7 protein-coding genes are annotated in these 20527 nt (G+C 64.0%); 3 read left to right on the forward strand and 4 right to left on the reverse strand.

Features of this window, described 5'->3' with window-relative positions:
* Window positions 1-7: 7 nt before the first annotated feature.
* From NKJ89_RS17705 to NKJ89_RS17720, 4 genes are all read right to left on the reverse strand, one after another.
* Window positions 8-1042, reverse strand: a complete 1035-nt coding sequence (locus tag NKJ89_RS17705; RefSeq protein ID WP_352604299.1) for an ABC transporter permease — start codon at window positions 1040-1042, stop codon at window positions 8-10.
* A gap of 226 nt (window positions 1043-1268) precedes the next feature.
* Complete coding sequence (locus NKJ89_RS17710; RefSeq protein WP_023756930.1) at window positions 1269-2921, reverse strand: ABC transporter substrate-binding protein; 1653 nt, start codon at window positions 2919-2921, stop codon at window positions 1269-1271.
* Between the two features lie 266 nt (window positions 2922-3187).
* Complete coding sequence (locus tag NKJ89_RS17715; RefSeq protein ID WP_352604301.1) at window positions 3188-9241, reverse strand: translocation/assembly module TamB domain-containing protein; 6054 nt, start codon at window positions 9239-9241, stop codon at window positions 3188-3190.
* A gap of 2 nt (window positions 9242-9243) precedes the next feature.
* On the reverse strand, window positions 9244-11172 hold the full coding sequence (locus NKJ89_RS17720; RefSeq protein ID WP_352604303.1) for an autotransporter assembly complex protein TamA: 1929 nt from the start codon (window positions 11170-11172) through the stop codon (window positions 9244-9246).
* Window positions 11173-11445: 273 nt separating this feature from the next.
* Between NKJ89_RS17720 and NKJ89_RS17725 the strand changes: the two genes are divergently transcribed.
* The 3 genes from NKJ89_RS17725 (at window position 11446) to NKJ89_RS17735 (ending at window position 20499) form a co-directional block, all read left to right on the forward strand.
* On the forward strand, window positions 11446-16926 hold the full coding sequence (locus tag NKJ89_RS17725) for an alpha-2-macroglobulin family protein (protein ID WP_352604305.1): 5481 nt from the start codon (window positions 11446-11448) through the stop codon (window positions 16924-16926).
* A 174-nt stretch (window positions 16927-17100) separates the two neighbouring features.
* A complete protein-coding gene (gene pbpC / locus NKJ89_RS17730; protein WP_352604307.1) occupies window positions 17101-19182 on the forward strand; it encodes a penicillin-binding protein 1C in 2082 nt (693 codons plus the stop codon).
* Between the two features lie 291 nt (window positions 19183-19473).
* Window positions 19474-20499, forward strand: a complete 1026-nt coding sequence (locus tag NKJ89_RS17735; protein WP_352604309.1) for a sulfate ABC transporter substrate-binding protein — start codon at window positions 19474-19476, stop codon at window positions 20497-20499.
* Window positions 20500-20527: the final 28 nt, after the last annotated feature.

Consider the following 20527-nt stretch of genomic DNA (forward strand, 5'->3'; position numbering starts at 1 on the left):
TCGCTCCCTACTGAACTCTGATACGCGGATTGAGAAACGCGTAGCCGACATCGGAAATGAGCTGCGTGATCAAGACGATGAACACGGAGACCAGCGAGCAGCCGAGCAAAAGGTCGATATCGTTGTTGCCGGCTGCCTCGACCAGCGTATAGCCGAAGCCCTGGTAGCGGAACATCACCTCGACGATGACGACGCCAGTGAGCAGCCAGGGAAACTGCAGCATGATGACCGTGAAGGGTGCGATCAGTGCGTTGCGCAACGCGTGTTTGACCACCACGCTGCCGAAGGAGAGACCCTTCAATCGGGCGGTGCGGATATATTGCTGCGTCATCACCTCGACCATCGAAGCGCGCGTCATGCGGGCGATGTAGCCGATGCCGTAGATCGCCAGCGTCATCACCGGCAACGTGAAATTGTAGAAGGTGATGCCCTGGCTCGCCGAAGCGGCCGAGCCATTCAGCAAGCCAAGCCACGAGGCGAAGATGACGGTAAAGATGACGCCCGATACATATTCAGGTGTCGCCGTCGAAGCGATCGAGGCGACCGAAAGCACGCGGTCGGTTCGCGAGCCCTCACGCATGCCGGCCAGAATGCCGATCAGCAGCGAGATCGGCACCATCACCGCCAGCACCCAGAACATCAGGATACCGGTGGCGCCGAGCGCCGGAAACAATTTCGAGGCGACCGATGCCTTGAACTTGGTCGAGCAACCGAAATCGCCTTCGAGGACGCCGGCGAAGGTCGGCTCGACAGGATCGTTGCAGAAGGAGAACCGCTGCGCTGGCTTTCCGGTCGCAGGGTCGGTCACCGGTTGCTTGGGCACGACGCCCAGCCACTGGCCGTAACGGACGAAGAAGTTCTGCCGGTAGCCATGATTGACCAGCCAATTCTCAAGCTGCTCGGCCGACGTATGCATTTCGGTCTGGCTGATCGCCAGCTTCTTCAGATTGGGTTCGAGGTTGATCAGGAAGAAGACAACCATGGTCAGGCACAGCATCGTCAATGCCATGGTGCCAAGACGCCTGATAACGAAAGAAAGCATGGCTGCCCCTGCCGATGGGTTGGGGTTTGAGCCGGCTATGAAAGCCAACCCTGCCGTGACCGGCGGGGCTGGCTGTCAAACAGGCCTTCGGATGCGATCAACCTTGTTTTTGTTGCATGACCTTGGCCTGGAGTCCCGCAACTTTTTTGAGAAGCGCGCACCCTCAGGGGCAGACGATGCAAAGAGCGAGGGAAAGGGGCGACGCCCCTTCCCCTTGTCGGCGCAATCAAGCCTGTTCGAGCCAGACCTTGCCGTAGTCGCGCTCGAAGGTCGGGTGCATCTTGTAGTTCTGCACCGCCTTGACCGAGTGGCTGTACAGCTTGCGCCAGTACGGCTGGATGATGATGCCTGAATCCTGCAGGATCTGCTCGATATCCTTCATCATTTCCTTGCGTTTGGCGGCGTCGGCAACGGCGAGCGCCGCATTGAGCTTGGCATCCCAGTCGGGATTCGACCACGCCGTCTCATTCCAGGCCTCGCCGGTGCGATAGGCAATGGCCAGGACCTGGACGCCGAGCGGGCGCATGTTCCAGTTGGTCATCGACAGCGGATACTTCGTCCAGTCGTTCCAGAACGTCGAGCCCGGCAGAACGGTGCGCTTCACCTTGATGCCAGCTTCGCGCAACTGGGCGGCGATCGCATCGCCGGTGTTCTTGTGCCAGTCCTCGTCGACGGTGATCAGCTCGTGTTCGAAGTCCGCCTGGCCGGCTTCCGCCATCAGCGCCTTTGCCTTGGCCGGATCGCGGGCCACCTTGGGCAGCTCGTAATATTCCGGATGGATCGAGCACACATGGTGGTTTTCGGCCACCGAGCCGGCATTGCCGTAGCCGAGCTGCAGGACGACATTGTTGTCGACCGCAAGCTGCAGCGCGTTGCGCACCTTCTGTTCGCCATAGGGCTTGTTGTTGACGTTGGAGCGGCAGACGATGGTCGATGCCGTAACGATTTCCGACTTGACCAGATCCATGCCGTCGAGAATCGACACATAGTCGGCCGAGGTCTCGAAATTGGTGTGCACCTCGCCAGCTTCGAAAGCGCTGACCATGGCGGCCGGATCGGTGCCGTAGTCGATGAATTCCAGGCCATCGAGGAACACTTCACCGTCCCACCACTTGTCGTCGGTGCGGCGCTTGTAGACCACTTTCTGGCCGACATCGTAGGAGACGAGTTCGAACGGACCGGTGCCGATCGGGCAGGCCTTGAAGTCGCCGCCCTTCTCGTCGAAGCTCTTGTGGACGATCAGGCCGGGATAGTCGCACATGTTGGGAATGAGCGCGATGTCAGGCTTGCCGAGCTTGAGTACGACCGTGTGGTCGTCAGGCATGGTGACGGCGCTCTCGTCGAGCTTGTCATCCTTGACCAGCGAGCCGAGACGGCCGGGCATCGAATTGCCTTCGGCTTTCTTGTCGGCCCAACGCTTCAGATTGAAGACGACGTCGGCGGCAGTGAAGGGGTCGCCATTCGACCAGGTGACGCCCTTGCGCACATGCAGCGTGTACTGCGTGGCGTCGTCGTTGACGTCCCAGCTCTCCAGCAGGTAGGGGCGGAACGTGTATTCGGATGTATACTTGACCAGCGGCTCGAGCGCCTGGCGCTCGGCATTGGCAATTTCCGACCAGTCGGCTTTGCGCGGGTCCTTGGGATCCTTGATCCACTGGGCGATCTTGAGCGTGCCGCCCTTCTTGCCTTTTACCTCTTCGGCCTTCGCCGGAGTCGGGTCGGCGAGGCCGAGCAAGCCGTAAGCCATTGCCGTCGACGCACCGAAGACGCTGGCCATGGCCAGGAATTCGCGGCGATCCACCTTGCCTGCCTTGGCGTCTTCGGCCATGGCCAGGATGTGATCCGGAACGCGATCGCCATTACTTTTATAAATCGTCATGACTTAACTCCCATTGTTGGCTTTCCGCCTTTTAACATTCCGCATCCGGGCCATGATGTCAAAGACGGCATGGATTGGGAACATGTTAGGGAATGTGCAACTTTGGCAAAGAAGCGGTTCGCGTGATAACGACAGTCTTGGCGCAAAATTGCTACTGCGTGACGGATTCCTCTGGAATCTCGATAGTCGATTAAACTGAGACATTTACGCGGGCCCGGACAGCGCCGGCCTTGAACCGCCCTAAGGCCAAAAGCTCCGACGAAGTATCAGTATTCCCTCTCGTAAAAGATGCCGCCCTTGGCTTCACCGGCGTCGTTGGCCTCGCCGCGCAGCTTGACCCCGCGCCCGACATTGAGATCGACCGTCGCCTTGCCCGAGCCTGGCTTGTCACCCTTCTGGATCGTCACATAGGTGCGGTCGTTAAGGTATTTGCCGGCCGAAACCGCCGTGCCGCCCTGCTCGTCCGTGGTGACGTCGAGATCGTCGACGCCGATGGCGCTACGCAGGTTTTCCAGCAGCGATGTCGAGCTGCCAACCCCGGCCAGTTGCCCTGCCGCTTCGGCGAGCTGGGCGATCTGCAGCGGCGACAGGTTTGACATCGAGCGGCCGAAGATCAGTTGCGCCAGCACCTCGTCCTCGGGCAGCGCCGGCACCGAGGAGAAGATGAATTTCGGATTTGTCGCCTCGCCCGACACCAGAATGGTGACGGTGGCGCTGCTCGTCGTCGTTGTCGCCGCCAGGTTGAGATAGGGCACCAGCGAGCCGGAGAAGCCAACCGTGCCTTCGGTGAAGGTCAGCCGCTTGCCAAGGATCGACAGCCGGCCGCGCTGCAAGGTGAAGGTGCCGATCGCTTGCGGCGACGCGGCCGGGCCGGTCAGCCTGAGCGAGCCGCCGAATTCGGCATCGACGCCCCTGCCCTGGATGAAGATCTGGTTCGGCGCATTGACCGTGACATCGAGGGTGAGGCCCGTGCCGCCGCCCTTGCCGCTGGTCGTCGGCGGCCGCAGCGCCTTGTCCTGCGCCCGCACAGCACCCGGCGCGTTCTTGTGCTTGACGTCGAGCGCCGCCAGCGAGCCCGGCAATTTGTCCGGAACCGTGATCACCGTCTTGGCGAGATTGATGGTGCCGGCAATCACCGGGGCTGACGTCAGCGGTCCCTTGATCGTCAGGTCGCCGCCGAGATTGGCGGTCACGACCCGTCCGTCCGTATAGCGGCCGTCGACCAGCTTGATCGACAGGTCGGCCGGGAAACCCTGCGCCGGGTTGATGCCGACCGTGCCGCTGGCCGACAGACTGCCGCGCGTCGACAGCGTCCCGGTCAGCCGGTTGATCCTGGCGATGCCGCCGGCAATCGAGATATCGGCGGCGAGATCGTTGACGGCGAGGCCCGAGCGCGCATCCACAAGACGCGCGCCGGAGGTGCTGACGCTACCGCCAATGACAGGCGCTGAAGCCGCACCGCGCACCTGCAAATTCACATTGGCGGTTCCAGACAGCGACAAGCCTTGCGCGGCGAGCTTCTGGCTGAGCAGGCCGAACGGCACGGCGCCATTGAAATCGAGCACCAACGCCGGCGTGCCAGCGGTCGTCACGGTGCCGCCGCCCTTGAGGCCAAGGCCGGCGCCATCGCTCACATTGGCGTTGAAGGCCAGCTTGTTGGCGGCAAAGGTGCCGGACGAGGAAACACTCACCGCCCCGACACCAGCGCCTCGGGTCTGCGATGTCTGCACACCCGCCGCGTCGATGTTGAAGGCGACCGCAGGGCTCGCCGGCGCACCCGTCACCTTCACCGTGCCCGAAATCGAGCCGGCGGCGTCGAGACCGGCCGAGAAACTGTTCGCGAGCGACATCGGCACCCGCGCCAGCGTCGCGTTGATGTCGAGCGCCGTGCCGATCTTGCCGGTCACCGTCGCTGTGCCGCCGCCAAGGTTGAGCACCAGCCGGTCCAACGTCGTCGTGCCATTGGCAATGCTGACGGTCGAGGCCTGGGCGATGGCGGTCTTGATGCCCTGGACCGTTGCCTGGCCGGACGCAAGCTCGATGGTCGTCGTGCCGTTGGCCACTTTCACGCGGCCAGCGGCCCGCGCCGGAATGCCCTTGGCGGTCGCGCCGCCGGAAAAGCCGGTCCAGTCACCGTCGCGTTTCAAGTCGACATCGATGCCGCTGATCACGGTGCCCCCTGACGTGACGGTGTCGGCGCGGACTTTTCCGGAGATCACGGGCACTGCCAGATAGTTGGCGACCAGCGCATCGATAGAGACAGCTTTCGCCTGAAGGTCGCCCCGCCTGATCGACGCGGTCGCCGCCTTGATCGCGACCTGCGGTGCGCCGGCATTCTTCGAGAAAGCAATCGTTCCGCGCACGTCGCCTTCTGCCTTCTCCAGCGCCAGTGCCGCCAGCGGGCCGATATCGGGCAGGTCGAGCGCAATCGTGCCGACCGGCACGAACTTGTCATCCAGCGCCAGATCGCCGGAAATCCTGTTCTTGCCGAGCGACAGCAGCAGGCCATTGATTGCGCTCTTGCCGTCAGCCGTCGCCAGAACCGCACTGCCTTGCAGCGCCTGGCCCGCGACATTGCCGGTCAGTTGCACATTCGCCGCCGGGTTGGCGGCATCGGCCTTGGCTGTGGCGGTCAGCTTCAGGCCGGTTATCTCGCGCGACGCCACCAGCAGCCTGTCGCTGTCGACCGTCAGCGACAGATCCGGCGCGGCGGCCGGCCCCTGAGCATTCAACGCGAAGGCGATGGCGCCCTTGGCGTCTTTCGACAGCAGCGAAACATCGCTCAGCGCACCCTTGATGTCGGCGGCGAGCTTGTTGTCGGCAAGGCTGGCATGCCCTTGCGCAGTCAGCGCGCCCGAGGCCAGTTGCAATCCATCGACATTGACATTGCCCGACGCATCGCGCTTCAGCGCAGCGCTCAGTTCAGCGCGTTCGGCAAGCATGCCGCGCACCGCCGCCGGCAGCGCCGTCGAGGCGGCATCGGCTTTCAAATTGAGGTCGATGGCGCCGTCGGCCAGCGATACCCGACCGGTGAAGCCACTGTTCAGCGCATCGCTCGTCACCGAGCCGCTGTCGATGGTGACTGCATCCGCAGCCAGCCTGCCGACAACCTTGGCCGTGACCTTGCCGGCGATGAGCGGCGCAATGGTCGCATTGTCGAGACCGATCTTTTCCGCCGATACCGTGCCGGAGATCGGCCCTGTGCGGGTCTTCAAGTCAAAGGCATCGGAATGCAGGGCGACCGCGATGCCTTCTACCTTCGCCAACTTCGTAGCAACCGAAGGCACCCTCGCCGAAATGTCGAGCCGGGGCTGCGCGCCCTGCCCCGCTGCCTTCACCGAAAGCGCCTGCAGCTCGAGCTTGATCGGGCTTTCAGCGCTGCCCAGCGTCAGCGGCAGGCTCGGACCGGTCGAATTGAGGTCGATAGCAAAATCGCTGGCGCCGTTCGGATTGAGGGTGCCGGTCGCCTGGCCGGAAATCTTGTCGCCGGTCAGCGTCGCATGGTCGAGCAAAACACCGCCGGCCGTCGTGTAGCTGCCGGCGGCATCGACAGCGAGCGGCCCGAGCCCGGCCTGGCGAGTCTGGCTGGTTTCGACGCCAGCCAGCTGCGCATTGAAACGGACGTCGGGAGCTGCCGGCGATCCGCTCACCTGCGCCGTGCCGCCGAGCGTCCCCGCCGCATCGAGACCGGGCGAAAAATCATTGGCCAGTGCTGCCGGCAGCGCCGAAAATTGCGCCGCGAGGTCGAGCGTCTGGCCGGCGGTGCCCGACAGCGTCACCGAACCGCCGCCGACATCGAGCGCCAATTTCTCGATGGTGGTCGTGCCGTTCGCAATGCTTAGCGTAGAGGCTTGAGAGATTGTCGCCTTGATGCCGCGAACCGTGGCTTCGCCCGAGGCGATCTCGACGCTTGTCGTGCCGTCGGCGATCTTCACCCGGCCGGCAGCGGTTGCCGGAATGCCCGATATGGTGGCGCCGCCGGTAAAATTGGTCCAGTCGCCGTCGCGCTTCAGATCGACGGCGATGCCGCCGATTTCGGTGGTTCCGGAGGTGACGCTGTCGGCCTTGATCGAACCGGCGATCGCCGGCGCCTTGAGATAATTGGCGATCAGCGCATTGACGGTGATGGTCTTGGCCGTCACCTCGCCGCGTGCGATCGACGTGCTCTTCGCATCGATTGCGACGGAAGGCGCGTCGCCCTCCTTGGCAAAGCGGATGGTGCCATCGACGTCGCCCGTCACCGCCTGGCCGGCAAGTGCGGCCAGCTGGTCGATGGCGGGTGCCGCGAGCGTCAGCGTGCCGAGCGGCATGAATTTGTCGTCCAGCGCGAGGTCGCCCGAGATCTCGTTGTCGCCAAGCGAGACCAGGAAGCCATTGATCGACCGCTTGCCTTCGCTGGTCACCAGTGCCGCCTTGAGGTCGAGCGGCTGGTCGTTGACGGAACCGGTCAGCGAGACGTTGGCGGCAGGGTTCTCAATGTCGGCCTTGCCGCTCGCCGTCAGCTTGATGCTCTTCACCGTGCGGCCCGAGGCCGTCAGGCTGTCGCTGTCGGCGGAGACCGTGAAGTCCGGGGCCGTCATGGCGCCGCTTGCCGTCAGCGCGAAATCGATGCCGCCGGCAACCGGCACGCCGACCGTTGGCGACAGCACGGAAACATTGCCCAGTTTGCCCTTGATGTCGGCCTGGATATCGGTGCCTTGCAAGCTGGCGGTGCCAGTGGCGCTGAGCGACCCGGACGTGAATTCGATCGCGTTGGCAGCGAAGGAGCCCTGCGGATCGCGAGTCGCGCTGGCCGAGAATTTCACCCGGGCGCCGAGCACAGAGGCGATCTGAGGCGGAAGGGCGGTCGCGACGGCATCGGCGTTCATCTTGAGCTGCATCGACAGATCGGCAAGCGCCACCGTCGCCGTCAGCGAGGCGTTGAGCGCGTCCGAGCGCAATGTGCCCTGGTCAATGGCAATGGCATCCTTGCTGACCGATCCGGCGAGGTCGACGCCGACCTTGCCGGTGACCAAGGGCGCCAGCGTCGCCACGTCGGTTTTGAGACCACCTGCCTCCAGCTTGACGGCGACCGGGCCGGCGCGGGTCTGGATGTCGAAACCGTCGGAATGGATCTGCGCCGCCAGATCGTCCAGTCGCGTACCACCGGCTATGATCGAAACGAAGGAGGCGCCGATGTCGATGATCGGCGCCTTGCCGTCCCCGAACGCGCGGGCGGTGGCATTGTTGATCGCCAGCGTGATCGGCTGCGCCTTGCTGCCGACGCTGATGACGACCGGCGGCCCCTTGGCGGCGAGTTCGACCGAGAGATCGCTTGCGCCGGCAGGGTCGATGATGCCGGTGGCGGTGCCATGCACCGCATCGCTGTCGATATTGGCACGGTCGACACTGACGCCGCCGGCTGATGTGGCGGTGCCCGCGACATCGAAGCTGGTCTTGCCGGCAAACAGCGGCTTCAAATTCTCCGGCAGGAAGCTAGCGAAGTCCCCGTCGCCCTCGGCTTCGACATGGCTGCCCTTGTCGGTCGACTGGTGGCGGCCTGTCAGCTGGGTGACGATCCTGCCGTCGACTGAGAACGTGCCGATGCCGTTCCAGTTGGCGAGCGGTCCCGTGCCGGAGACGATTATGTCGACCGGCGGCGCGTCGGGCAATTTGAGCAGATTGGCGATGATGCCGCCTGCCGGCTCCGAGGCCTTGAGATCGAGGTCGAGCCTGTTGTCTGCCGGCGCAAAGTGGATTTTGGCATCGACATTGCCTTGCTTTCCGTCACGGCGGGCGACGTTGAGCGTCGTCTCGACCGCCAGCGGCGCGGCGTCGGCCTTGAGCATTCCCTTGGCGGCGAGTTCGGCGATGCCGCTGCCGGCCAGATCCTGGCCGAGCGCGATCTCGGGCAGGTCGATCTGCTTGATGTCGAGCGAAACCGGCAGCGTCGTCGTGCCGCCGCTCGGCGCTGGCTGCGTGCTGGCCATAGGCAACCGGGCGAGTTCTATGCGTTCGGCGGCGATGCGGTCGGCGCTGAAATTTTTCGACAGCAGCGCCAGCGGCGACCAATCGACAGCCACCTTGCGCGCCACCAGCCAGGCGCCCTCGCGGTCCTCCAGCACCACATGGTCGACGCTGAGAGCCCCGGACCAGATGCCGTCGATGCCGCTGACAGTGATCTTGCGGTCGTCGCTCGAAGCCAGGCGCGAGATGATGCCGGCGAGATTGTCGCGGCCGCGCTCGGTCTCGGTCAGCACGACCAGTGCGCCGATCGCCCCCGCAACCACGATCAGCAGCGTGTAAAGGACAATGCGGAGGATGCGCCAGACCGTCTTCATCGTCAAAACGCCTGTCCGATGCCGGCATAGATGCCGAAATGCGGGTCGCTCGGATCGCGGTTGAGCGGCACGGCCGCGTCGATGCGCAGCGGCCCGAACGGCGTCACATAGCGCAAGCCGACGCCGGCGCCGACCTTGACGTCGGAGAAATCGGGCAACGGTTTGGTCGACACGGTGCCGGCATCGACAAACGGCACGATGCCGATCGTGTCGGTGATGGCGATGCGCATTTCGACCGAAGTCTCGAAGAACGACAGGCCGCCGATCGGCTGGCCGGTGAAATCCTTCGGGCCGATGCCCTGATAGGCATAGCCGCGCACCGAACCACCGCCGCCGGAGTAGAAGCGCCGGTCGGCCGGCACGTGTTCTAGGTTGGTACCGACGATCGAACCGGTGGCGACACGTTCGGCCAGCACGAACTTCGAAGCCGAATCCAGCGACTGATAGGCCGATCCCTCGCCCTTCAGCTTGAGGAAAGCCGCGCCGCTCAAAATGTCGTAGCTCGGCTCGGCATAAGCCAGCACCCGGAAGCCGCTGGTCGGGTTCAGCCGGTTGTCCCTGTTGTCATAGACATATTGCAACGGAATGCTGGCGATCAGGTATTTGTGCTTGCCGAAAGCGTCGTGGATGCGGGAATAGTCGAGCGCCAACTCAGCTGAAACCGTCTGGTTCTTGGTCAGTTCGTAGGACAGGCCGGTGCTGCCCTTGACCGAGAAATGGTCATAGGCATCAGGATGTTCGAGCACGGTCTTGACGCTGGCGATGAACTTCGATGCCGGCCCGATCACGCCCGGCTTCTCGAACATGATACCGGCATTGTAGTTGAGTTCGCCAAGATCGTTGCTGCCGATGCCGCTGATCTTACCATCGATGCGCAGCTTCTCGGCCCGGCCGAACAGGTTGCGGTGGCCCCAATAGCCTTCCAGGCCCAGCCCCTCGGTGTTGGAGAAGCTGCCGCCGACGCCGAAATAGCGCGGCTTGCGCTCGCTGACCTGGACGCCGATCGGAATGTTGCCGTCGGCGTCGAGCGTGTCGGCTTCCTTGAACGTCACGCTGTTGAAGACTTCGAGCGCCAGCAGCCGGTCGCGCGCATCGTCGATCTCTTGCGGCGAATATTGCCGGCCGCGCTTGAGGCCCGTCATGTATTCGGTGAAGTCGCGGTCGACCTTCTCGGTGCCTTCCACCGTGGTCGCTCCGTAGCCGGCGACCGGCCCGGCGGCGACCGTCAGCGTCACGTCCAGCGTCGAAGTGGCATGGTCCGCGACGATCTGACGATCGGTCACCTTGGCCAGCGGCCTGCCCTGCTCTTTCAGCGTCCGCACGATCAGCGCCTCGGCTTTGAGCACGGCGCCGGACCCGGCGTCGCCGCCTGATATCAGGCCATAGTCGGCGCTCATCAGCCCCGCCGCGTCGCCTTGCAGCCGGATATTGCCCAAGGTGAATTTCGGCCCGCTGGCGATGTCGATGACCACCGGGACCGGCTGCGGCCCCTTGAACTCGGCGTCGGGCGGCAAATCATCGAGCGGCTTGCCGTCGATGGTGACGGTGACCACGCCTTCGTAGCGGGCATCGGCATAGAGCGCGGCGACAAGCTGTTCGCGATCGCTGCGCGCCTTGGCCATCAGCCCGAGCGAACCGGAAACCGGACGCTCCTCGTCACTTTTCAGCGTCGAGGCGTTTTCGAGCTTCTTGACGAGATCCTTGTCGGCGTCGGGGGCATTGATTGTGACGGCATAGCGCAGCGGGTTGACGATGTCGGCATCCTCGTCGCTGGACGACCCCCACAACTTGATGCCGAAAAGCTCGAACGCAGCCGCCGGCCTTGATTCGGGAACCAGCGCCGCCGAGCATATCACGGCTATAAGCAGGGCGCGCGGAAGCACACGCCCTGGCGCGCGACCTCCTGACATCTGCTCTTCATGCGCCGGCATTAAGACAACCTAGGTTATAAAACTAAAATTGGAATGAAGTTCTGAAGCGCTCGTAAAGGGGCCACAATCCAATTGTCTGAAATAGGACGGGCTTGGAATTCACACCTTTTGCGTTGCCGCAAGAAAGCGTGATCCCCTGTCCTATGGAGGTACTACCGGCCATCGGCCGGAAAGGAAACCGTTGGCAGGCGGAACCCTGCCGCGTCCTTGCGTTGACAAGCCTGACTGAAGCTTGATCATGCCTGGAACGTCAGCTGTGTCTGGAGGGGTGCTATGGCAATGCGAGCGGCTCGTGGTCTGTCGGTCCTGATTCTTTTGTTTTTTGCCTGGAGTGGTATCGCGCAAGCGGCTGAATCCCGACGAATAGCGACGACGGACAATTCCGACTATTTCGGCTTTGATCTCAGATCCGACCAGAACGTCACGCTCGACCAGTGCAAGACGACATGTCTGGGCGATCCGGCCTGCCGCGCCTTCACTTACAACAATAAAGCCAAATGGTGCTTCCTCAAATCCGACTACAACCAGCTGAAACTGTTCAACGGCGCGGTCGCCGGCAAGGTCGTCAACATCGATGGCGATCCCGATATCGGCGCGCCGCCTGAACTCGCCTTCTTCCCCAACTGGATGGCCGATCAGGCCCAGCAATACCGCAACAAGTTGTTGGGTCCGGCCTACATCAAGCCGACCGAAGGGCTGACCGCGCTGACGACTGCCGCCGAGCAATCGGTGCTTACCGGCGACCACCGCTCCGCCATGCTGAGATACGAAGGCGCCGTGTCTGTCATGCCCGATGACGGCCAGCTCTGGCTCAACCTGGCGCGTGAAACGCTTGCCGTGCAACCCGCCGCCAACACTTCCGATGCCTCCACTTTGCCGGCAGACGGGACGTCGGCCGCATTCATCGCCTACAAGCTGCTCCGCACCACCAAGACGCGAGCCGAAGCGCTGGCGCTGCTCGGCAACGGCCTCGACAAGCGGGATCTCTACCGGCCGGCGCTGCAGGCCTACGAAGCCAGCCTTGCCCTGAACCCTTCGCCGGCGGTCCAGGCCGACTATGCCGATCTCAAGGCGCGCAAGGGTTTCCGCGTCATCGACCACACCCTCGATGCCGACACCAGCGCGCCGCGTATCTGCGCGCAATTCTCCGAGGATCTGGTCAAGACCGGCGTCGATTACGCGCAGTTCGTCACCGTCGACAATGCGCCGCCCAAAGGAGTCGAGGCCAAGGACAAGCAGATCTGCGTCGAAGGGCTGGAGCACGGCCAGCATTACGACGTTACTTTCCGCGCCGGCCTGCCGGCGGCAATCGGCGAAGTGACCGCAGCCCCCGTGGTGCTGTCGATCTATGTGCAGGACCGCGCACCGTCCGCCCGCTTCACTGGCGACAGCTTCGTGCTGCCGGCCGGCGCGCGCCGCGGCATCCCGGTCGTCACCGTCAACATGAACGCAGCCGAGATGAAGCTCTACCGCATCGGCGACCGCTCGCTGGCGCAACTTCTGTCGGGTTACCAGTTCCTGCACCAGCTTGACGGCTACGACATCTCCAACATTTCCGAGCAGATGGGCGCGCCGGTCTGGCAAGGCCAGCTCGACATCGCCAACGATCTCAACAAGGAGGTCACCACCTCCTTCCCGGTCGACGAAGCACTGCCGCAGCGCAAGCCCGGCGTCTATGTGCTGACCGCCCAGGCGGTCAACGACAACGCCGACGACTACAATTCGATGGCTACGCAATGGTTCGTCGTCTCCGACATCGGCCTGTCGACCTATACCGGCCAGGACGGCCTGAATGTCTTTGCCCGTTCGCTGGGCAGCGCCAAGCCGATAGCAGGCGCCGAACTGACCCTGGTTGCCAGGAACAATGAGGTTCTGGGCACGGCGACATCGGATGCCGATGGCCACGCCGTCTTCAATCCCGGATTGACGCGCGGCGACGGCGGCATGATGCCGGCCGTGCTGATGGCCAAGCAGGGCAACGATGATTTCGTCTTTCTCGACATGGGCCGCGCCGGCTTCGACCTGTCCGACCGCGGCGTCACGGGGCGCGCGGCGCCCGGGGCGCTCGACGTCTATGCCTGGACAGAACGTGGCATCTACCGCGCCGGCGAGGACGTTCATGTTGCGGCCCTTGCCCGCGACGGCGCCGCCAAGGCGGTCGAAAACCTGCCGCTGACCTTCATCTTCTCGCGCCCCGACGGCGTTGAGGACCGCCGCATCGTCAGCGACGGCGCCTCGGTCGGCGGCCATGCCGTCGACCTGCCGCTCGAACCCAACGCCATGCGCGGCACTTGGTCGGTGTCGATCTACACCGATCCCAAGCAGGCGGCGGTGGCCAGCCAGATGTTCCTGGTCGAGGATTTCGTGCCGGATCGCATCGAATTCGACATGAAGGCCGACAAGCAGGAGATCGCGCAGGGCGAAATCGCCAACATCAACATTGACGGCCGCTTCCTCTACGGCGCGCCGGCAGCAGGCCTGGCGCTGGAAGGCGAGCTGACGCTGTCGACCTCGCGCGATTGGGACCGTTTCCAGGGCTTCTCCTTCGGCCTCGCAGACGAGCAGTCCGCAGAACCCACTGTTACCCCCCTCGCCGATCTGCCGGTGGTTGGCGATGACGGCAAAGTGACCTTCCCGGTCTCCGTCGATCAACTGCCCTCGACCACCAAGCTGGTCGACGCCAAGGTGACGGTCAGGATGCGCGAAACCGGCGGCCGCGCCATCGAGCGTTCGCTCGACATCGGCATCCGTCCGCAAGGCCATATGATCGGCATCCGCCCTGACTTCGCCGACAATGAAGTGCCGCAAGGCGGCACAGCCAAGTTCAGCCTGATCGCCGTCGATCCCGACGGCAAGCGCGAGGCGTTGAAAGGCGCGCAATGGACGCTGGTCAAGGTCGAACGCAATTACCAGTGGTACCGCTCCAACAATTCCTGGAACTACGAACCGGTCTCCTTCACCAAGTCGATCGCCAACGGCCAGGTCGACCTCAGTGCCGATGGCAACGCAACGGTCTCCGTGCCGGTCGATTGGGGCCAGTACCGGCTCGAGGTTGAAACCGCCGATCCCGAAGGACCGGCGACCAGCTACGAATTCGATGCCGGCTGGTACGTCTCATCTACCACCACCGAAACGCCTGACGGCCTCGAGATCGCTCTCGACAAGGACAGCTATGCCGCGGGCGAAGTGGCCAAGCTGAAAGTCTCGCCGCATTTTGCCGGGGAACTTCTCATCAACATCGGTTCCGACAAGCTGTTGAAGAGCGTTACGGCGTCAGTGCCGGCGGGAGGCAGCACCGTCGATATTCCGGTCGGCGACGACTGGGGCGCCGGCGCCTATGTCACCGCGACCCTGTTTCGACCGGGCGAGGCGCAGGAAACGCGCATGCCGGCGCGCGCCATCGGCGTGAAATGGCTGAAGGTCGACCCGGGCTCGAAGAAGCTCGCCATCACCCTGGCGCCGCCCGGCAAGACCATGCCGCGCCAGCAGCTGTCGATCCCTGTTTCGGTCGCCGGCGTGCAGCCGGGCGCCAATGCCTATGTCATGGTCGCGGCCGTCGATGTCGGCATCCTCAACCTGACCAACTACAAGGCGCCGGATCCGGAGAACTGGTTCTTCGGCCAGCGCATGCTGGGCATGGAAATCCGCGACATCTACGGACGCCTGATCGATGGTTCGATGGGGAATACCGGCAAGCTCAGGACCGGCGGCGACGGCGCCAACATGCAGGCGCAGGGCAGCCCTCCGACAGAAAAGCTGGTCGCCTTCTTCTCCGGTCCCGTCGAGCTTGATGCCGACGGCAAGGCGCGGATCGACTTCGACATTCCGCAGTTCAACGGCACCGTGCGCGTCATGGCCGTCGCTTGGACCAAGGACGCAGTCGGCCATGCCCAGTCCGACGTCATCGTGCGCGATCCCGTCGTGATCACCGCCGGCCTGCCGCGCTTCCTGGCGCCTGGTGACGCTGCCGTCATGCGCCTCGATGTCGCCGACACCGATGGCCCTGCCGGCGACTATGCGCTGTCGATCGAAACGACGGGCGACCTGTCGACGGGCGACAAGCCCCTGCCCGAGAAGCTGACGCTCGCCCAGGGCAAGCGGCAGACGCTGACCGTGCCGCTGATCGCACAGACGGCCGGCAATGCCTCGCTGACCATCAAGCTCGCCCATGCCGACGGCACCCAGGTCGAGCAGACGCTCTACGTGCCGGTGCGTCCGGCGCAATTGCCGGTCACCACCCGCCTGGTGGTCGACCTCAAGGGCAATGGCGGCGCGTTGCGGGTCGACAAGGAACTGCTGGCGGCAAGCCTGCTCGACGGCGCTTCCGTCAGCGTCGGCGTTTCACAGGCCTCCGCCTTCGACGTGCCGTCGCTGTTGATGACGCTCGACCGCTACCCCTATGGTTGCGCCGAGCAGACCACCAGCCGCGCGATGCCGCTTCTCTACGTCAATGAGTTGGCATCCGGCATCGGCATGGCAAGCGACCCCGACATCCATGGCCGCATCCAGGACGCGATCTACAAGGTTCTGAGCTACCAGGCCTCGGGCGGCAGCTTCGGCCTGTGGGGTCCGGGCTCCGGCGATCCGTGGCTCGATGCCTATGTCACCGACTTCCTGACCAGGGCGCGCGAGCAGAAATACGACGTACCGAGCCTGGCCATGAACCAGGCGCTGAGCAATTTGCAGAACTCGCTCGGCTACGACCAGAGCGTACAGGACCGTGGCAGCGAGATCGCCTACGCCCTCTACGTTCTGGCCCGCAACAAGAAGGCCTCGATCGGCGATCTGCGCTACTATGCGGACACCCAGCTCGAAGCTTTCTCCAGCCCGATGGCCGTCGCCCAGCTGGCGGCGAGCCTGGCGCTCTACGGCGATACGCCGCGCGCCGAAGCGACGTTCAAGACCGCCCTGCAACTCGCCAAGTCGACCACCGACTACGATTACTACCGCTCCGACTACGGCTCGCGGCTGCGTGACGGTGCGGCGATGCTGGCGCTGGCGGCGGAATCGAAGCCGGTGCCGACGATCGTGCCTGAGCTGATCAAGCTGGTGACCAGGGAACGCGCCGAAGCCCGCTGGACCAGCACCCAGGACGAATCCTGGATGCTGCTGGCGGCTCGCGCGCTGAAAGAAGGCAATGATGCAATCACGTTGACAGTCAATGGTGCGGCGCACGCCGGCGGCTATTCCAACCAGATCGACGGCAGCGACCTTGCCGACAGCCCGCTGACCATCGCCAACACCGGCAAGACTCCGCTGCAGGCCGTCGTCACGACGGTGGCGTCGCCGATCCAGCCCTTGCCGGCAAGCGGCGACGGCTTCACCATCGATCGCACCTACTACAAGCTCGATGGCACTGAAGCCAATGTCACCGAGGCGACCCAGAACGAACGCTATGTCGTCGTGCTCAAGGTCAACGAGCAGAACAGCTGGCCGTCGCGCCTACTGGTAACGGACCTGTTGCCGGCCGGCTTCGAGATCGACAATCCGGGCCTGGTGTCGAGCGCCCAGTTGACCAACTTCTCGTGGCTGGCGCAGACCGATGCGGCCCATCTCGAATTCCGCGACGACCGTTTCGTCGCCGCGTTCAACCCGGCCGACGGCGACCACGATCACAATCTGACCCTCGCCTATGTCGTGCGCGCCGTGACGCCTGGCACCTATGCACACCCAGCGTCAATGGTGGAGGACATGTACAGGCCGCAATATTCGGCTCGCACCGCTACCGGCATGATGGAGATCAAGGCGCCGTAAGGCGCTGGTGGTGATGGACGCGATAAGCAAAGTGCCCCCTCACCCGCCCTCCGCTTCGCTCGGTCGACCTCTCCCCGAGGGGAGAGGAGACGACCAGCGCCGGCGCCAGTCTCTTCTCCCCATCGGGGAGAAGGTGGCCGCGAAGCGGCCGGATGAGGGGGCATCTTTCCAGCCATGAAGATACTTCGCAAACTCGCTATTGGAGCCGCAGGCGGCGCCTGCCTGTTGGCGCTCTCCACCGCCTCCCTCTGGGAACTCGACCGCGCCTTCCCGCCACCGCTGCCTGCCGAACTCACGGTCTCGACGGAAGTCCAGGACCGCGACGGCCAGCTGTTGCGCGCCTTCGCCACTCCGGACGGCTACTGGCGGCTCGAAACCCGGCTCGATCAGGTCGACAAGCAATTCATCGACATGTTGGTCACCTACGAGGACAAGCGTTTCTGGGATCATGAGGGTGTCGACGTGCTGGCGCTGGCCCGTGCTGCCGGCCAGTTCGCCACCAGCGGCCACATCGTCTCCGGCGGCTCGACCCTGTCGATGCAGCTTGCCCGGCTGATCGAGCCGCGCGAGAGCCGCAGCCTCGGCTCCAAGATCAAGCAGATGCTGCGCGCCATCCAAATCGAGCGGCGGCTGTCCAAGCGCGAGATCCTCGAGCGCTACCTGACGCTGGCCCCTTATGGCGGCAATCTGGAAGGCGTGCGCGCCGCGTCCCTCGCCTATTTCGGCAAGGAGCCGAAGCGGCTTACCGTGTCGGAATCCGCCCTGCTCGTTGCCCTGCCGCAGCTGCCGGAAAAGCGACGGCCGGACCGCAACCTGAAAATCGCCCACGCCGCCCGCGACCGGGTGCTGACCCGCATGGTCTCCTCCGGCTTGCTCGGCGAACGCGAGGCGGCACGTGCCGCACTCGACGATGTGGCGGGGCTGCGCCGCACGCTGCCGGCGCTCGCCGCACACGCCGCCTATGCTGTGCTGCCCAAGGCGGTTCCCGGTCAGCCTTTGCAGCTGACGATCCGCAAGAGCGTCCAGGAAGGGCTGGAGCAGGTGGCGCGGGACGCGGCCACCAAGCTTGGACCTCGCCTGTCGGTCGCCATGGTGCTGGCCGACTCCCGCACCGGCGACATTCTCGGCGAAGTCGGCTCGGCCAATTTCTTCGACGCCAGCCGCGCCGGCTGGATCGACATGACCAAGATCGTCCGCTCGCCCGGCTCGACGCTGAAGCCGTTCATCTACGGTCTTGCCTTCGAACAGGGGCTGGTGGCGCAGGAAACGCTGATCGACGACAGTCCTGTCGATTTCTCCGGCTACCGGCCGAAGAATTTCGACATGGGCTATCAGGGCGACGTCAGCATCCGCCAAGCGCTGCAACTGTCGCTCAACGTGCCGGCGATCCGCGTGCTCGACGCGGTCGGACCAACGCGTCTGATGGCGCGCTTCCACCAGGCCGGCGTCAGCCCCGTGCTGCCGGTCAACGAGGCGCCGGGCCTGGCCATCGGCCTTGGCGGGGTTGGGATAACATTGCGCGACCTCGTCCAGCTCTACACAGGGCTCGCCAATGGCGGCAAGACGCACACGCTGCATGACGGCACCGAGCCCGCCAATGCCGAGCGCACCAGCGCTACCATCCTCGACGGTCAGGCCAACTGGCAGATCATCGACATTCTATCGGGCGTCAAGCCGCCCGAGGGCGCCTTGCAGCGCGGCATCGCCTACAAGACCGGCACCTCCTACGGCTATCGCGACGCGTGGTCGGTCGGCTTCGACGGCCGCTATGTGCTGGGTGTCTGGGTCGGCCGCCCCGACGCCGGCGCAGTGCCGGGCCTGTCCGGCTATGTCTCGGCCGCTCCCATCCTCTTCGAGGCTTTTGTCCGCTCGGGCCTGGCCACCGTCCCATTGCCGGGCAGGCCGCCCGGCGTGATCAGCCCCAGGCGCGAGGACCTACCGGTGACGCTCGCCCGCTTCGGCGCCGGGTCGGACGGCCTCGTGCAGGCGACAGTGACCGAACCCGCGCCGACTATCATCTTCCCGCCCGACGGCGCCCGCATCGATCTCGACACCAATTCAGTCGATGCCTCGCCGCTGGTTCTGAAATTGCAAGGCGGCCGCGCGCCGTTCCGCTGGCTGGCCAACGGCAAGCCGCTCGCCGGCATCGACCGTCGCCGCACCGCGACCTGGCAACCCGACGGCGCCGGCTATTCGACGCTGACCGTAATCGACGCCGCGGGACGCGCGGCCAGCGTCAAGGTGTTCGTCGAATAGATCTCGCCAAGAGATTCATGGAATTGGCTTTTCGGGCGCTCGGCAGATAGCAGGATATTCACCCATGCCTCGCGCGATCCTTTCTTGTCGGCAGCCTTGCCTCGACGCTGCTCATTTCTAAATAGGCTGGGTGTGCGGCATGGATTCTTCCCGGAGATGCAGGAGGAAAATATTTCTCCATGCTGCAAAGGATCGTCGAATATTTTCTCCAGAGGGGCAAAAAAGGCAACATTCAATGCATCTAATTTCTACCAGTTCGGTAGATTTGCCGTGGGTTCAACGGAGGCAGAAATGACCAAACCTCATTTCAGGAAACTGCTCGGCGCACTGGTCGCCACATCCATCCAGTTCGGCACGCTCGGCTTCGCGTTTGCCGACACCACCATTCTCAACGTGTCCTACGATCCGACACGCGAGCTCTACAAGGCCTATAACGAAGCCTTCGTCGCGCATTGGAAGGCCGAGACCGGCGAGACGGTCACCGTCCAGCAGTCGCATGGCGGATCCGGCGCCCAGGCCCGCGCCGTGATCGACGGACTCGATGCCGATGTGGTGACACTGGCGCTCGAAGGCGACATCAACGCAATCGTCTCGAAGTCGAAGAAGATCAATCCCGACTGGCGCACAAAATTCGAAAACAATTCAGCGCCTTACACCTCGACCATCATCTTCCTCGTGCGCAAGGGCAATCCCAAGGGCATTCACGATTGGAGCGACCTCGTTAAGGACGGCATCCAGGTGATTACGCCCAACCCCAAGACCTCCGGCGGCGCTCGCTGGAACTATCTCGCCGCGTGGGCCTACGCCAACGCCAATGATGGCGGCGACGAGGCCAAGACCAAGGAGTTCGTCGGCAAGCTCTACGCCAATGCCCCGGTGCTCGACACCGGCGCGCGCGGCTCGACCGTAACCTTCGCGCAAAAAGGCCTCGGCGACGTGCTGATCGCCTGGGAAAACGAGGCCTATCTGGCGCTCGACGAGTTCGGCGCCGACAATTTCGACATCGTCTACCCGCCGACCTCGATCCTGGCCGAGCCACCTGTGGCGGTGGTCGACGCCGATGTCGACGCCAAAGGCACGCGTAAGGTTGCCGAAGCCTATCTGGGCTGGCTCTATTCCAAGGAAGCACAGACGATCATCGCCAAGAACCACTATCGCCCGGCCAAGCCCGATCTGGTGCCGGCGGAGGATCTCGCCAAGCTGCCTCCGATCAAGCTGATCTCGATCGACGACCCGCTTTTCGGTGGCTGGAAAAAAGCACAGCCTTACCATTTCGGCGATGGTGGTATATTCGACCAGATCTACAAGCCTCAGTAAGTCGATATTCAGGACGATATGACCACAG

Origin of the sequence: Mesorhizobium sp. M0047 (genome assembly GCF_040323315.1) — a bacterium.
In the GTDB taxonomy this organism is placed as follows: domain Bacteria; phylum Pseudomonadota; class Alphaproteobacteria; order Rhizobiales; family Rhizobiaceae; genus Mesorhizobium.

Excerpts from the sequence above, each read along its gene's own strand:
- NKJ89_RS17710 (WP_023756930.1), bottom strand. The coding sequence starts at position 2,921 with ATGACGATTTATAAAAGTAATGGCGATCGCGTTCCGGATCACATCCTG.
- NKJ89_RS17735 (WP_352604309.1), top strand. The coding sequence starts at position 19,474 with ATGACCAAACCTCATTTCAGGAAACTGCTCGGCGCACTGGTCGCCACA.
- pbpC (WP_352604307.1), top strand. The coding sequence starts at position 17,101 with ATGAAGATACTTCGCAAACTCGCTATTGGAGCCGCAGGCGGCGCCTGC.
- NKJ89_RS17720 (WP_352604303.1), bottom strand. The coding sequence starts at position 11,172 with ATGCCGGCGCATGAAGAGCAGATGTCAGGAGGTCGCGCGCCAGGGCGT.
- NKJ89_RS17705 (WP_352604299.1), bottom strand. The coding sequence starts at position 1,042 with ATGCTTTCTTTCGTTATCAGGCGTCTTGGCACCATGGCATTGACGATG.
- NKJ89_RS17725 (WP_352604305.1), top strand. The coding sequence starts at position 11,446 with ATGGCAATGCGAGCGGCTCGTGGTCTGTCGGTCCTGATTCTTTTGTTT.
- NKJ89_RS17715 (WP_352604301.1), bottom strand. The coding sequence starts at position 9,241 with ATGAAGACGGTCTGGCGCATCCTCCGCATTGTCCTTTACACGCTGCTG.